Consider the following 13,140-nt stretch of genomic DNA (forward strand, 5'->3'; position numbering starts at 1 on the left):
CCATGCGTTAAAGCCGAAAAAGTTACATCCAGACCCTCATCCTGACGGCAGGCCGCCCCTGAATCACCAATGCCCGCCTGGACACAGCCCCAGGACTCAGGGCCGTCACTCGACAGTCACGCTCTTGGCAAGGTTTCTGGGCTTGTCCACGTCCGTACCGCGTGCGCAGGCCGTGTGGTAGGCGAGCAGCTGCAGGGGGACGACATGGAGCAGCGGCGACAGGGCGCCATAGTGCTCGGGCATGCGGATCACGTGCATGCCCTCGCTGCTCTCGATGTTGGTGTTGGCGTCGGCCAGCACGTACAACACACCGCCGCGCGCGCGCACCTCTTGCATGTTGCTCTTGAGCTTCTCCAGCAGCTCGTCGTTGGGCGCCACCGTGACCACGGGCATGCTGCTCGTGACCAGGGCCAGCGGGCCATGCTTGAGCTCGCCCGCGGGATAGGCCTCGGCATGGATGTAGCTGATCTCCTTGAGCTTGAGCGCGCCCTCCAGCGCCACCGGGTAATGCACGCCGCGGCCCAGGAACAGCGCGTTCTCCTGCTTCGCGAAGTCCTCGGCCCAACTGATGATCTGCGGCTCCAGCGCCAGCACGGCCTGCAGCGCGGCGGGCAGATGGCGCATGGCCTTGAGGTATTGCTCCTCTCGCTCCTCGCTCAGCCGCCCCTTGGACTGCGCCAGCGCCAACGTCAGCAGGAACAGGCCCGCGAGCTGCGTGGTGAAGGCCTTGGTCGACGCCACCCCGATCTCGACGCCGGCGCGCGTCACATAGGTCAGCGCACACTCGCGCACCATGGCGCTCGTGGCCACGTTGCAGATGGTCAGCGTGTGCTTCATGCCCAGGCCTTGCGCGTGGCGCAGCGCGGCCAGCGTGTCCGCCGTCTCGCCGGACTGGCTGATGGTCACCACCAGCGTGCGCGGGTTGGGCACGCTGGTGCGGTAGCGGTATTCGCTCGCCACCTCGACCTGCGTGGGGATGCCGGCAATCGCCTCCAGCCAATACTTGGCCGTGCAGCCGCTGTAGTAGCTCGTGCCGCAGGCCAGGATGAGCACCGAGTCCACCTCCTGAAACACGCGCCAGGCCGCCGTGCCCGGCTGGCCATGCTGACCCGCGCCGTCGAACAGCTCGGGCACGATGCCCTGCATGCCCTCCAGCGTGTCGGCAATGGCGCGCGGCTGCTCGAAGATCTCCTTCTGCATGTAGTGGCGATAAGGCCCGAGCTCGGCCGCGCCGCTGTGGGCGTGCACCGTGCGCACCGGGCGGCTGCCCTCGGGCAGCGGCTGGCCACCCGGCCCGGTGATCCAGTAGCGGCCGAGCTGCAGGTCCACCAGGTCGCCCTCCTCCAGGTAGACGATCTGGTCGGTCACACCAGCCAGCGCCATGGCGTCGCTGGCGAGGAAGTTCTCGCCCTCGCCCACACCCAGCACCAGGGGCGATCCCGCACGCGCGCCCACCACGCGATGCGGCTCGTCCTTGTGGATCACGGCAATGGCAAACGCGCCATGCAGCTGCGCCGTGGCGGCGCGCACGGCCTGGAACAGATCGCCGTCGTACAGGCTGTCCACCAGATGGGCGATGACCTCGGTATCCGTCTGGCTGGAAAACACATAGCCGCGCGCCTGCAGCTGCGCGCGCAGCTCCTCGTGGTTCTCGATGATGCCGTTGTGCACCAGCGCCACGCGGCCGGCGCGCGCCGTATCGGCAGGCGCCGCGCCCGCGCCATGGCTGAAATGCGGGTGGGCGTTGTGCACCGCGGGCGCGCCATGCGTGGCCCAGCGCGTGTGGGCGATGCCGGTGGCGCCCTGCAGATCATCCTGCGTCACCTGCGCCAGCAGCTCGGCCACGCGTGCCGTGCTGCGCGCGCGGCGCAGGCCGCCGCCCGGCTGCTGACCCAGGCTGGCCTCGTGCACGGCCACCCCGCACGAGTCGTAGCCACGGTACTCCAGCCGCTGCAGGCCCTGCACCAGGATGGGAACGATGTTGCGCGTGGATACCGCGCCGACGATGCCGCACATAAGAAAACACTCCTGCGAAAACAGCCTTAGCTGTGAATCGGCCGATACTATGCAATATGTAAGGAAATTTTTATTCTATTTTTAAGTATCAGTGACTCATTATTTCATTGACAATTGTTGTAGAAATATTTGGTCATTTATATTGCACGCATGGAATCTGATTTCGAAGTCGACGCCATTGACCTGCAGCTGCTCGACCTGCTGCAGACCGACGCCTCCCTCACCAACCAGGCGCTGGCCGAGCGCGTGCATGTCTCGCCCCCCACCTGCCTGCGCCGCGTGCGCAGGCTGCAGGCCGCCGGCCTGATCGAGCGCCAGGTCGCGCTGCTGCAGCCCGACCGGCTCGCCGCGCTGCAGGGCCACGGCCTGACGGCCATCGTCGAGGTCACCCTCGACCGTCAGGGCGTGGAGCACCTCGACGCCTTCCAGGCCCGCGCCGTGCAGGAAGCAGCCGTGCAGCAATGCTGGCGCGTATCGCCGGGGCCGGACTTCGTGCTCGTCGTGCACATGCGCGACATGCCGGGCTACCTGGCGCTGACGCAACGCCTGTTCTCGCAGGACGCCAACGTGCGCAACGTCAAGGCCTTCTTTGCCACACAGCGCGCAAAGTTTGAGCCAAAACTAGCCATAGCCCTTACCTGACAGGCGTCAGAAGCTATCAAAACAAGAGTGCACCAAAAGACGGCTGCCGTCCTGCCCACGCCCGCCCCTTGACCAAAGCCCCCATCGCCCCCACCCTCGCAGCCTGAAGCCCGGCATGGAGGACACATGGAGTTCAAGGACTACTACGCCATCCTCGGCGTGGCACGCGACGCCAGCGCGGATGACATCAAGCGCGCCTACCGCAAGCTCGCGCGCAAGTACCACCCGGACGTGAGCAAGGAACCCGACGCCGCCGCGCGCATGGCCGAGGTCAACGAGGCCAACACCGTCCTGTCCGACCCCGAAAAACGCGCCGCCTACGACGCCCTGGGCCGCGAGGTACCCCACCGCCCGGGCCAGGACTTCCGCCCGCCACCCCACTGGGACGCCGGCTTCGAATTCACCGGCGCGCCGGGCGCCGAGGGTATGGACGGCGCCGAGTTCAGCGACTTCTTCGAGCAGCTCTTCGGCCGCGCCGCCCGCGCCCGGCATGCCCAGCGCGGCGACGGCGCCGGCCAGCCACGCCAGCGCGGGCGCGACCACCACGCCAGCATCGAGCTCGACCTGCAGGACGCCTACCACGGCGCCCAGCGCGTGCTCACCCTGCACGGCGCCCACCTGGACGCGGACGGCCGCCTCGTCGGCCAGGAGCGGCAGCTGCAGGTCACCATCCCCAAGGGCGTGCGCGCGGGCCAGCTCATACGCCTCTCGGGCCAGGGCGGCCCGGGCCTGGCCGGTGCGCCCGCCGGCGACCTGTTCCTGGAGGTGCAGTTCAAACCCGACGCCCGCTGGCGCGCCGAGGATCGCGACGTCTACCAGAGCGTCGCCCTCGCACCGTGGGAGGCCGAGCTTGGCGGCGCCATCGAGGTCCAGACACCCGGCGGCAACACCGTGGAAGTCACAGTGCCGCCGCGCTGGAAGAGCGGCCGCAAGCTGCGCCTCAAAGAGCGCGGCATCCCCGCCGCCACGCCCGGCGACCTGTACCTGGAGCTGCACGTCGCCCTGCCCGCCGCCACCACGCCGGCCCAGCAGCAGGCGTACCGCGCCTTCGCCCAGGCCTTCCCGCAATTCAAGCCCCGCGCCACACAGGGCGTGCATGGCACCCAAGGAGCCTGACATGCCCCACTTTCTTGACAATGCCCTGGCCGAGCTGCTGGACGACCCCACCCGCCTGACCCTGGACGACCTCGCGCGCAGCTGCTGCATGCCGCCCGACTGGGTCATGGCACGACTCGACGCCGGCCTGCTGCAGGCCGAGCAGACCGGCGGCCACTGGCTGTTTGCCAGCACCACCGTGCTGCGCGCGCGGCGCCTGGCGCGGCTGGAAGAGAGCTTCGGCGCCGACCCCGAGCTCGCCGCCCTCACCACCGATCTGATCGAGGAAGTGGCAGCGCTGCGCCAGAGGCTGCGGCAACTCGAAAGCAGACTGGGCCAGAGGTGAGCGGATAGTCAGGAGCGCTGGTGGCGCGGCAGCACCGGTCCATTCTGAAATTGGAATCCGACCCCAATACTCCTCCGGCCCAAATCCTCCGCCACGATGCGATCGCATCATGATGATTTAGAATCATGGCGCAACGCTACAGCGGAAGAAGGAGACACTTCATGCGCACCACGATTGATCTGGAATACGACACCCTGGTCGCCGCCAAGGAAATTGCCCGCAGTGAGAACACCAGCCTGGGCAAGGTCATCTCGCGCCTGGTGCGCCAGGCGCTTACGGGTCATGGGGCACCTCAAGCCGCCGACGCGGCCACGGCCACGGGCTTTGTACCCTTTGAGCCACGCGGGGTCGTGGTCAGCAACGAGCTGATCGACCGCCTGCGCGATGCCGACGGTGTTTAGACCATGCGCGCGCTGCTGGATATCAACGTCCTGATCGCCCTGCTCGATGCGGCACACATGCACCACGCGCGTGCCACGCAATGGCTGCAGCAAGAGATTTCCCACGGCTGGGCCTCCTGCCCCCTGACGCAAAACGGCTGCCTGCGCATCATGAGCCAGCCCGCCTACCCCCAAGCCCTGCCACTGGCCGCAGTCGCCAGCCGTCTGGCGCAGGCCGCGGCCCACCCGGCACACGCCTTTGTCGCCGACGACTACAGCCTGCTGGACGCCGGCCAGTTGCACTGGCAGCACCTGCTGGGTCACCGGCAGATTACCGACAGCTACCTGCTGGGCCTGGCGGTTCGCCATCAATGCCGCTTTGTCAGCTTTGACGCCCGGTTGAGCCTGAACGCCGTTCCCGGCGCAGGGCCGGAACATTTGGTGACCCTGTCAACGGGCGGTCTCAACTCCGAAGTGCAACACCACTGGTTGATATTCAATGAATGGTAGCTGCGTTTTTCTCGTTGATGGCGGCCATGAATTTCTGGAACGCCTGATAGGGCGAGTCCCAGCCCAGCGTCTGCCTGGGCCGGTTGTTCATCAAGTCGGCCATGGAGTCCAGCGCATCCTGGTCATGCACGCTCAAGTCTGTGCCCTTGGGCAGCATCTGGCGCAGCAAGCCATTGGTGTTTTCGCAGCTGCCCTTCTGCCAAGGGCTGTGCGGATCGCAGAAGTACACGCGCATGCCCGTGGCCGCCGCGAGCTCCTTGTGCCGCGCCATCTCCTTGCCTTGGTCGTAGGTGAGCGTCTGGCGCATGGGCTCGGCGATCTGGCGCAGCTTGTTGGTAAACGCGGCAAGCGCACTCTCGGCCGAAGCGTCGGGCATCTTGCACAGCAGTACCAGGCGGGTCGAACGCTCCACCAACACGCCCACAGCAGACTTGTTACCCGCTCCCTTGATCAGGTCGCCCTCCCAGTGGCCCGGCATCACGCGGTCATTGACCTCGGGCGGGCGCACATGGATAGAGACCATGTCGGGAATCTGCCCGCGCCTGTCCTGGCCCGCCGACCGGGGGCGGCGCGTACTCTTGCCCTGGCGCAAGAGCGAGATGAGCTGGCGACGCAACTCCCCTCGCGGGTAGGCATAGATGGCGGTGTAGATGCTCTCGTGGCTGGCGTGCATGGCCGAATCGTTGGGGTACATGCGCTTGAGTGTGCGGGCAATTTGCTGAGGCGACCACAACCAGCTGAGCATGGTGCTCACCAGGTACCACAGACAACCATCGCCATGCAGTTTGGGCAAGGGGCGGGAGTCAATGCGTCGCTGCGTGCACAGGCGTTGGGCCACTGCGCTGGCGTAGCTGCCTTCGCAGGCATTGCGCCGCAGCTCGCGGCTGATGGTGCTGGGGCTGCGCCCTTGCAGCTTGCCAATGGCCCTGAGGCTCCAGCCCTGCTGGTGCAGCGAGGCCAGCGTCATTCTCTCTTCAGGCTGCAAGTGCGTGTATGTCGATCCCATTTGCGTACATTACCCCGGGTGCGGGTGTTGCACTTCGGAGTTGAGACCGCCACGCAATAAGTTGTAATCCGACCCCAATTATTCCAAAGGGGGCAATTGGAATACGGGCCCAGCCAAGTCAATCCAAAAAGCCGTCCACCGGCGCATAACCCACAATGTGCAGTTGCTCATCCAACAGAGCCACCCAGTCTTTGGTCTTGCTGCTGGTCAGGGGCAGGTAGCGCAGTTGTGCGGGCGCAAGGCCGGTTTTGTCGATGGCGGCCTGCAGGGTGGCGGCGTCCTGCGGGCGGCGCGCCAGCAGTTCGGTGATGGGTTTGGCGCGCTGGTTCATCGCGGCTTGTGCGGCTGGCCAGGGCTGCCACCAATCTGGGCGCATGGCCGGGCTGATGCCTTGCAGGCCCAGCTCCACGCTGCGCATGAACTCGTCGCTGCCTGCCGCCTTGCGCGTGCCCACCTGCTGCACGCCCCACCAGGGCAGGCGCTGCAACCCCGCAGGGGCTTGGGGCAGATGGTCGGTTTGCACCTCGGGCGCGGTGACGATGACCAGGCGATCGGTCTCAAACGCCAGCACCACCGGGCGCGCCAGCCACAGGCTGTGCAGGCCGTAGAGCAGCGCGGCCAACTGCACCAGGCCGACGAGCGAAAAATCCAGCCAGCGCTCGCGCAGCGATTTGCGCGGGCTGGCCAGGATCAGGGTCAGAAGCGGCCCACACACCACATCCACCCCGAGCAGCAAGACAAAAATGCTCCCTACGCCCAACATAGTCTGCCAAGGCTGCGGGTACAGCAGGCCATAGACCAAGGCGGCAGAGGCCAAGGCCACCACCAGGGAAATCAATAAGTGGCGCAGCGCATAGCGAACGGCAAAACGCAGGCGGGAATCCGAAGCGGGCATGAAGGCAAACAGGCAGGCAGACAGGCAGGCCAACAATCAACGGCATTCCGCCGGCGCGTACTTGGCGGGCAGGGTTCCAGTGCCGCTCACCAGCCCCCGGTTGGTGGCCGTGGCGCGGGTGCTGGAGGCGCAGGCCCAGTCCAGCGCGCCGGTCACACCCGGAGCAATCAGGGCGCCCCGCACATTGGGCGTGAAGATCAGCGTGCGGCCCTGGGCGTCGCCCGGCAGGCCCGAGGCTGCGCCAGCGGTGGTCACCGTCACAATGCCTTGGGTGGTGTGCATCTGGATGTTGGCCACGAACTTGGAGCGTTTTTGCGCCACCGGGCGGGCGTTGTATTCATTGGCCAGGCCGGTCACGGCGCCCACGCCGCCGGTCTGGAAGGCCTCGGTCACCGCCGCCTTGGCCGAGGTGCCGGCCACCATGACCTCGGTGATCTTGGCGCGCGTGGTGTAGTCCTGATAGGCCGGCAGGGCAATGGCGGCCAGAATGCCGATGATGGCCACCACAATCATCAGCTCGATCAGGGTGAAGCCGCTGTGTGGGTGGGCGTGGGGGCGGGGGTGCTGGTGCATGGCCATGCTCCTGCGGGTCAAGGGCGTGAAAGGGAATGGCCGCGCCTGGGGCAGCCGCCGTGCCGTGCGTGCCACGGCCTGCGGCGCGGCCATGAAAAACCCCGCCGCAGCGGGGTGGTTCGTTGAGCCAACGCCATGCGCAAGGGCATGGCGGCTGGCCATTAACGGCACTCGGACGGTGCGTACTTGGCGGGCAGGGGGGTCGCAGGCGCGACAGCGTTGTTGCCCAAGCCGCGCGCGGTCGACGTGGTGTTGGTAGACGAGGTGCAGGCCCAGTCGATGGCACCCGTGGCACCAGCGGCCAACGCAACGTTGTTCACATTCGGCCGAAACACCACGTTCGTGCCAGCGGCGTCGGTCGGCAGGCCGGAGGTGGCCGCAGCAGCCGTGGTCACGGTGATATCGCCGGTTGCGGTATCGATCGTGATGCCACCAACGAACTTGCTGGTCTTCTCGGCGGCAGGGCGGGCGTTGTATTCCGTCGCCGCAGCGGTCACGCCGGCCAGGCTGTCGCTTTGGAAGGCTTCGCTGATCAGGCTCTTGGGCGAGGATGCAGCAATGAGCACCTCCGAGACCTTGGAGCGCACGGTGTAGTCTTGATACGCCGGCAAGGCCACGGCAGCCAAAATGCCGATGATCGCCACCACGATCATCAGTTCGATCAGGGTAAAGCCCTTTTGCAGTTGCGTTTTCATTGCAAACTCCTCTTTGAAAAACGGGCACGGGGCCCGGACGCAGACTGCAACGCAAGCGCCGTGCCAGCCTGCGGCGCCGTGCCTGCGGGCCAGATGTATCCATTTGTCGTCAACACAAAAGGACACATCACGTTACGTCGCTGCCATGTTGCGACAAACGGTTGCGACATGTCGCAAATTTTGCGCGACACCAACATCTGGCGGGTGCGCCCCATAGAATCGCCCCATGTCCATTGCGCCCACCGCCCCCTGCATCAGCCTGCACACCGCCGCCGTGCTCACGGGGCGCAGCCTGCGCACCTGGCAGCGGCGCATCGAGGAAGGGGCCGTGCCGCGCCTGGGCGATGAGCGCGGGCGGGCGCTGGTGGCGGTCGATGCGGTGCTGCCGGCGCTGGCGCTGCCGCTGGGCGAGGCGGAGGTCGCGCTGCTGGTGCGCGCCGACCACGGCGAGGCGGCTGCCCAGGCCGAGCTGGGCGCGCTGTTTGCGCTGGCCGCCCTGCGCGGCCCCGAGGACGCGACCGCCCACCTGGGGCCTGCCCTGCATTTTTTGACCCGCGCCGCCGACCAGGGCGAGGCCGACGCCATGCACTGGCTGGGCCTGCTGCACGCGGCCGGGCTGTGCGATGCGGCCGAGCGCGACGCCCAGGCCCTGATGTGGGTGGCCAGGGCCGCGGCGCATGGCCATGCGATTGCGGCGCGGCAGGTGGCGGCGCTGCTGCCTGCGGGTGGCGGCAGTCAGGCTGCGCAGCAATAAAGATAGCTGCCGACGCTTGCCGGGCAAGGGCTGGAGCCCATTTTTGCCTGATTTTTGAGATGCCTCAGAGGGCACCTAGGAATACCACGCCATTCCGGCGAAAGCCGGAATGACGGTGATCTGAGGTATGTGCCTGATCAGATCCCTCTACGCTTTGGTGTAGAGGGAGAAGCGGCCGCCAGCCCCGTCAGCATGGTGAAGCCTTCCATGGAAAACCTGTGTAGATACCTGTGCCCTCTGCGGTGGTGCCGGGCCTGCGGTGTCGATGCTTGGGTGCCGGCAGAATGCCGGCGCTCCCGGGGCGCTCCCGGGGGCGTTCAGGCCGCAGGCCAGTCGAGCGTGATGCGGCAGCCGGCGCCGGGCCGGGCCGTGGCGCCTATGGTGGCGCCGTGGCGCTGGGCTATGGCGCGGCACAGCGCAAGGCCGGCGCCCACGCCGGCAAAGTCGGCCTCGCGGTGCAGGCGCTGGAAGACGCCGAACAGCTGCCCGGCGCGCGCATCGTCAAAGCCCACGCCGTTGTCCTGCACGGTGATGTGCACGCGCCCCGGCGCCGCCGCCTGGGCATGGATGGTGACCTGCGCCTCGGCCACGCCGCACGTGAACTTGAGGGCGTTGGCCAGCAGCTCCGTCAGCAGCTGGGCGAGTTGCTCGGCATCGGCCTGCACGGCGGGCATGGCGGGGGCGATGTGCCATTGCAGGCCCTCGACCGCGCTGCCCAGGGCGGCGCGCGCCTGATCGACGGCGGCGCCCAGGTCCACGCCCTGCAGCCGCAGCGGCGCGCGCTGGGCGCGCGATATCGCCTGCAGGCCGTCGATCATCAGGGCCATGCGGCGCGCGGACTGCTCCATGGTGGCGAGGAAGTCCAGCGCCTCGTCCACCTGGGGGTGCTGGCCTGCGGGGAGCTCCTGCAGCAGCTCGCGCACGAGGGCGCCGTAGGAGGTGACATGACGCAGCGGCGCGCGCAGGTCGTGCGAGACGCCGCGCAGATAGTCCTCCTGCGCGGCGCTCATGCGGGCGATCTGTTCGTGCGCGGCGGCCAGCTCGGCCTGCAGGGTGGCGAGGGTGGGTGGGGGGGCGTCGTCCGTCATGGGGTGGCGGGGAATGGGGGCTGTCGCTCCCTCTCCCGCGGGCGGGAGAGGGCTGGGGTGAGGGTGTTTTTCATGAGCGTGGCGCTCAAACTACCCCCTCACCCCTGCCCTCTCCCCCAGGGGGGAGAGGGAGTTTGGGAGTCAGGGAAGGCCGGCGTCACCTGGCCTGCTTGGCCGGGCGCTGCCAGCCCGCGATGCTGACCTGCTTGCCGCGCGCCACGCTCAGGGCGCCGGGGGGCGTGTCCTTGGTGATGGTGGAGCCGCCGCCCACGGTGCCGCCCGCGCCCAGGGTGACGGGCGCGACCAGCACGCAGTTGCTGCCCACGTGCACGTCGGCCTCTATCACGGTGCGGTGCTTGTTCGCGCCGTCGTAGTTGGCGGTGATGCTGCCCGCGCCGTAGTTGACACGCTCGCCCACGGTGGCGTCGCCCAGGTAGGCCAGGTGGTTGGCCTTGGCGCCGGCGGCCAGGCTGGAGTTCTTGACCTCGACGAAGTTGCCGATGTGCACCTCGCGCCCCAGGTCGGCGCCCGGGCGCAGGCGCGCGAACGGGCCGACGAGCGCGCCCTCGCCCACCTGGGCGCCGGCCTTTTCGCCGTCGATATGGGTGTAGGGGTGGATGACGGCGCCCGCGGCGATGCGCGCGTTGCTGATGTGGCAGTGCGCGCCGATCTGCACGCCCTCGCCCAGCTCCACGCGGCCCGTGAAGATGCAGCCGACGTCGATCTCCACGTCCTGCGCGCAGAGGAGCTCGGCGCGGCGGCCGCGCGCGTCGTCGCGCAGGTCAAAGCGCGCCGGGTCCATCAGGCGCACGCCCTGCTCCATGAGGGCGGTGGCCTGGCGCAGCTGGTGCGCGCGCTCCAGTTCTGCCAGCTGCACGGGGCTGTTCACGCCGGCGACCTGCAGCGCGTCCGTGATGCGGTGCGCCACCACGGGCACGCCATCCTGCACGGCCATGGCGACGATGTCGGTCAGGTAGTACTCGCCCTGGGCGTTGTCATTCGTCAGGCGCGCAAGCCAGCCGGCCAGCAGGCGCGCGGGCACGGCCATGATGCCGCTGTAGATCTCTTGAATAGCGCGCTCTTCGGCGCTGGCGTCCTTGTGCTCGACGATGCGCTGCACGGTGCCCTGCGCGCCGCGCACGATGCGGCCGTAGCCCGTGGGGTCGGGCAGGGTGACGGTGAGCAGCGCCAGGCGCTCGCCGCCCGCGGCATCGACCAAGGCAGCGAGCGTGGCTGCCTGGGTCAGCGGCACGTCGCCCGAGAGCACGACGACCATGCCGTCGCCGGCCAGCCGTGGCACGGCCTGCTGCACGGCGTGGCCGGTGCCGAGCTGCGGCTCCTGGCGCACAAAACACAGGTCAAATTGGCCTCCAGCGCCCGTCCCACCTGTGCAGGCAGCTTGTACTTCTGTAGCGCCATGGCCCGTGACCACCACCACGCGCCGCGCCTGCAGGCTGGCCGCCTGGTCCAGCACATGGTGCAGCAGCGGCCGGCCGGCCAGGCGCTGCAATACCTTGGGGGTGCGGCTTTTCATGCGCGTGCCCTTGCCCGCGGCCATGATGATGATGTCCAGTGCTGTCATGTGTGGTGAATGTGGTGGCAAATCGGCTCTGGCCGGCGGGCCCCATGCCCGCCGACAAACCTCGCATTATCCGGCGCCACCCGGGCCGCACAGCGTCAACAAGCTTCAGGCGGGGCAGGTCGCGGGCTCGATGCCGGCCACCTGGCGACCCGCAGACCGGGCCACGGCCGGGCGGAGCCATTGGTATTGCAGCGCCTCGTGGCCCAGGGGCTCGATCACGACATGGCGGCCCGGCGCCAGGGCGAGGCTCTGGCCGGGCCGCAGCAGCAGGTCGCCCGAGCCCTCATGCCAGCCATGCGGGCCGTCGTCCAGCGTCACCCACGCGCGACCGGCGAGCACGTGCAGCTGCATGGCGTGCCGGAGGAGCAGGCTGCGCGTCGTGCCGACGGCGAGAAGGCAGCGGCCGTGGCCCTGGGATTGTTGCGAATTGAGAACATGTACCGCGCTCATGATGGTCTCCTGAAAGCGTTTGCGTGGCGCCAGTTTGCGCCCGGCATGGGCCATGCGTCCAATGAAAGCGCGGCGCCTCATAGATTCCATTCCCGCATCAATTGCGGCATCATCGACGGCCATGAAAGCGCCCCCTGTCTCCACCACCCATCTGCGCACGCGGCCCGTGGCCGTCGGTCATTGGCGCGCGTTTCTGGCCGTGGCCCGGCACCTGAACTTTCGCGCCGCGGCCGAGGAGCTGGCGCTGACCCAGTCGGCCGTGAGCCGCCAGATCCAGGCGCTGGAGGACGAGGTGGGCGTGCCGCTGTTCCTGCGCCACACGCGCGCCGTGGAGCTGACGGGCGCGGGCGGCCAGCTGCTGCGCGCCGTGGCGCCGGCGCTCGAGCGCATGGACGCGGCCGTGCGCCTGGTGCGCCAGCAGGCGGGGCGCAAGAGCGTGGCGATCGCCACCTGGGCGAGCTTTGCCTCGATGTGGCTGATTCCGCGCATGGAGGAGTTCCAGCGCGAGCACCCGGACATCGACATCCGCATCGACGCGAGCGACGCCATGGTCGATCTGGAGACGGCCGACGTGGATCTGGCGCTGCGCTCGAACGTGCCCGGCAGCCAGCCGGCGGGGGCGACGCGGCTGTTCGGCGAGCAACTCGCGGTGGTGGCCAGCCCCTGGCTGCTCAAGAGCATGACGCCGATACGCGAGGCCGCGGATGTGGCGCAGTTCACGCTGATCGAGGCCGGCGACGCGCACCGCCTGCCCTATTTCGAGCTGATCACCTGGCGCCGCTGGTTCGAGGTGCACGGCCTTGCCCAGCTGCAGCCGCGGCGCTGGCTGTACTTCAACTACGCGCAGCAGATCGCCCAGGCGGCCCTGGCCGGCCAGGGCCTGGCGCTGGCGCGCACCCCGCTGGTGGCGCACAGCCTGGCCACGGGCGACCTGCTGGAGGTGCTGCCCGGCCACCGGCTGGCATCGCCCCTGGCCTATTGGCTGGTGCCGGGGCCCAGAAGCAGCGAGCGGCCCGAGGTGCAGGCCTTCTGCGCCTGGCTGCTGCTGCAGGCCGAGGCCACGCGCCGCGCGATCGGGGAGGCGGGCGAGGTCAGCGGCGGCGGCTGA

General features: G+C 68.4%; 15 protein-coding genes. 7 read left to right on the forward strand and 8 right to left on the reverse strand.

What is annotated here, in order from left to right:
- Positions 1–105: 105 nt before the first annotated feature.
- Complete coding sequence (gene glmS / locus ABUE11_RS15420) at positions 106–2,016, reverse strand: glutamine--fructose-6-phosphate transaminase (isomerizing) (RefSeq protein ID WP_367066228.1); 1,911 nt, start codon at positions 2,014–2,016, stop codon at positions 106–108.
- Between the two features lie 150 nt (positions 2,017–2,166).
- Between glmS and ABUE11_RS15425 the strand changes: the two genes are divergently transcribed.
- From ABUE11_RS15425 to ABUE11_RS15445, 5 genes are all read left to right on the forward strand, one after another.
- Positions 2,167–2,658, forward strand: coding sequence for an Lrp/AsnC family transcriptional regulator (locus ABUE11_RS15425; protein ID WP_367066230.1), 492 nt, complete (start codon positions 2,167–2,169; stop codon positions 2,656–2,658).
- 126 nt (positions 2,659–2,784) lie between these two features.
- Positions 2,785–3,774, forward strand: a complete 990-nt coding sequence (locus tag ABUE11_RS15430; protein WP_367066231.1) for a DnaJ C-terminal domain-containing protein — start codon at positions 2,785–2,787, stop codon at positions 3,772–3,774.
- A 1-nt stretch (position 3,775) separates the two neighbouring features.
- A complete protein-coding gene (locus ABUE11_RS15435) occupies positions 3,776–4,099 on the forward strand; it encodes a chaperone modulator CbpM (protein ID WP_367066232.1) in 324 nt (107 codons plus the stop codon).
- Between the two features lie 161 nt (positions 4,100–4,260).
- Positions 4,261–4,500, forward strand: a complete 240-nt coding sequence (locus ABUE11_RS15440) for a hypothetical protein (protein WP_367066233.1) — start codon at positions 4,261–4,263, stop codon at positions 4,498–4,500.
- Between the two features lie 3 nt (positions 4,501–4,503).
- Positions 4,504–4,989, forward strand: a complete 486-nt coding sequence (locus ABUE11_RS15445; RefSeq protein WP_367066234.1) for a TA system VapC family ribonuclease toxin — start codon at positions 4,504–4,506, stop codon at positions 4,987–4,989.
- Here the strand turns inward: ABUE11_RS15445 and ABUE11_RS15450 are convergent.
- The 4 genes from ABUE11_RS15450 to ABUE11_RS15465 all read right to left on the reverse strand — a co-directional run bounded on the left by ABUE11_RS15450 (position 4,976) and on the right by ABUE11_RS15465 (position 8,158).
- A complete protein-coding gene (locus ABUE11_RS15450) occupies positions 4,976–5,995 on the reverse strand; it encodes an IS30 family transposase (RefSeq protein WP_367066235.1) in 1,020 nt (339 codons plus the stop codon). The two genes, ABUE11_RS15445 and ABUE11_RS15450, sit on opposite strands and share 14 nt — an antisense overlap.
- A 118-nt stretch (positions 5,996–6,113) precedes the next feature.
- A complete protein-coding gene (locus ABUE11_RS15455; RefSeq protein WP_367066236.1) occupies positions 6,114–6,890 on the reverse strand; it encodes a hypothetical protein in 777 nt (258 codons plus the stop codon).
- A 36-nt stretch (positions 6,891–6,926) separates the two neighbouring features.
- Positions 6,927–7,463: a pilin gene (locus tag ABUE11_RS15460; protein ID WP_367066237.1), complete on the reverse strand. Its 537-nt coding sequence runs from the start codon at positions 7,461–7,463 to the stop codon at positions 6,927–6,929.
- A 161-nt stretch (positions 7,464–7,624) separates the two neighbouring features.
- Positions 7,625–8,158, reverse strand: a complete 534-nt coding sequence (locus ABUE11_RS15465) for a pilin (protein ID WP_367066238.1) — start codon at positions 8,156–8,158, stop codon at positions 7,625–7,627.
- A 226-nt stretch (positions 8,159–8,384) separates the two neighbouring features.
- On the opposite strand from ABUE11_RS15465, the gene ABUE11_RS15470 reads away from it, so the two are divergent.
- A complete protein-coding gene (locus tag ABUE11_RS15470; protein ID WP_367066239.1) occupies positions 8,385–8,912 on the forward strand; it encodes a hypothetical protein in 528 nt (175 codons plus the stop codon).
- 317 nt (positions 8,913–9,229) lie between these two features.
- Here the strand turns inward: ABUE11_RS15470 and ABUE11_RS15475 are convergent, their stop codons facing one another.
- The 3 genes from ABUE11_RS15475 to ABUE11_RS15485 form a co-directional block, all read right to left on the reverse strand.
- On the reverse strand, positions 9,230–10,000 hold the full coding sequence (locus ABUE11_RS15475) for an ATP-binding protein (RefSeq protein WP_367066240.1): 771 nt from the start codon (positions 9,998–10,000) through the stop codon (positions 9,230–9,232).
- Positions 10,001–10,157: 157 nt separating this feature from the next.
- Positions 10,158–11,582, reverse strand: a complete 1,425-nt coding sequence (glmU, locus tag ABUE11_RS15480; protein WP_367066241.1) for a bifunctional UDP-N-acetylglucosamine diphosphorylase/glucosamine-1-phosphate N-acetyltransferase GlmU — start codon at positions 11,580–11,582, stop codon at positions 10,158–10,160.
- Between the two features lie 105 nt (positions 11,583–11,687).
- Positions 11,688–12,032: a DUF2917 domain-containing protein gene (locus tag ABUE11_RS15485; protein ID WP_367066242.1), complete on the reverse strand. Its 345-nt coding sequence runs from the start codon at positions 12,030–12,032 to the stop codon at positions 11,688–11,690.
- A 121-nt stretch (positions 12,033–12,153) separates the two neighbouring features.
- On the opposite strand from ABUE11_RS15485, the gene ABUE11_RS15490 reads away from it, so the two are divergent.
- Positions 12,154–13,140, forward strand: coding sequence for a LysR substrate-binding domain-containing protein (locus ABUE11_RS15490; protein WP_367066243.1), 987 nt, complete (start codon positions 12,154–12,156; stop codon positions 13,138–13,140).

This window comes from Oryzisolibacter sp. LB2S (assembly GCF_040732315.1).
Taxonomy (GTDB): domain Bacteria; phylum Pseudomonadota; class Gammaproteobacteria; order Burkholderiales; family Burkholderiaceae_C; genus Alicycliphilus; species Alicycliphilus soli.

What these genes read in the sequence shown, in the direction of transcription:
- glmS (WP_367066228.1), bottom strand. Translation starts at nt 2,016, where the DNA reads ATGTGCGGCATCGTCGGCGCGGTATCCACGCGCAACATCGTTCCCATC.
- ABUE11_RS15425 (WP_367066230.1), top strand. Translation starts at nt 2,167, where the DNA reads ATGGAATCTGATTTCGAAGTCGACGCCATTGACCTGCAGCTGCTCGAC.
- ABUE11_RS15430 (WP_367066231.1), top strand. Translation starts at nt 2,785, where the DNA reads ATGGAGTTCAAGGACTACTACGCCATCCTCGGCGTGGCACGCGACGCC.
- ABUE11_RS15435 (WP_367066232.1), top strand. Translation starts at nt 3,776, where the DNA reads ATGCCCCACTTTCTTGACAATGCCCTGGCCGAGCTGCTGGACGACCCC.
- ABUE11_RS15440 (WP_367066233.1), top strand. Translation starts at nt 4,261, where the DNA reads ATGCGCACCACGATTGATCTGGAATACGACACCCTGGTCGCCGCCAAG.
- ABUE11_RS15445 (WP_367066234.1), top strand. Translation starts at nt 4,504, where the DNA reads ATGCGCGCGCTGCTGGATATCAACGTCCTGATCGCCCTGCTCGATGCG.
- ABUE11_RS15450 (WP_367066235.1), bottom strand. Translation starts at nt 5,995, where the DNA reads ATGGGATCGACATACACGCACTTGCAGCCTGAAGAGAGAATGACGCTG.
- ABUE11_RS15455 (WP_367066236.1), bottom strand. Translation starts at nt 6,890, where the DNA reads ATGCCCGCTTCGGATTCCCGCCTGCGTTTTGCCGTTCGCTATGCGCTG.
- ABUE11_RS15460 (WP_367066237.1), bottom strand. Translation starts at nt 7,463, where the DNA reads ATGCACCAGCACCCCCGCCCCCACGCCCACCCACACAGCGGCTTCACC.
- ABUE11_RS15465 (WP_367066238.1), bottom strand. Translation starts at nt 8,158, where the DNA reads ATGAAAACGCAACTGCAAAAGGGCTTTACCCTGATCGAACTGATGATC.
- ABUE11_RS15470 (WP_367066239.1), top strand. Translation starts at nt 8,385, where the DNA reads ATGTCCATTGCGCCCACCGCCCCCTGCATCAGCCTGCACACCGCCGCC.
- ABUE11_RS15475 (WP_367066240.1), bottom strand. Translation starts at nt 10,000, where the DNA reads ATGACGGACGACGCCCCCCCACCCACCCTCGCCACCCTGCAGGCCGAG.
- glmU (WP_367066241.1), bottom strand. Translation starts at nt 11,582, where the DNA reads ATGACAGCACTGGACATCATCATCATGGCCGCGGGCAAGGGCACGCGC.
- ABUE11_RS15485 (WP_367066242.1), bottom strand. Translation starts at nt 12,032, where the DNA reads ATGAGCGCGGTACATGTTCTCAATTCGCAACAATCCCAGGGCCACGGC.
- ABUE11_RS15490 (WP_367066243.1), top strand. Translation starts at nt 12,154, where the DNA reads ATGAAAGCGCCCCCTGTCTCCACCACCCATCTGCGCACGCGGCCCGTG.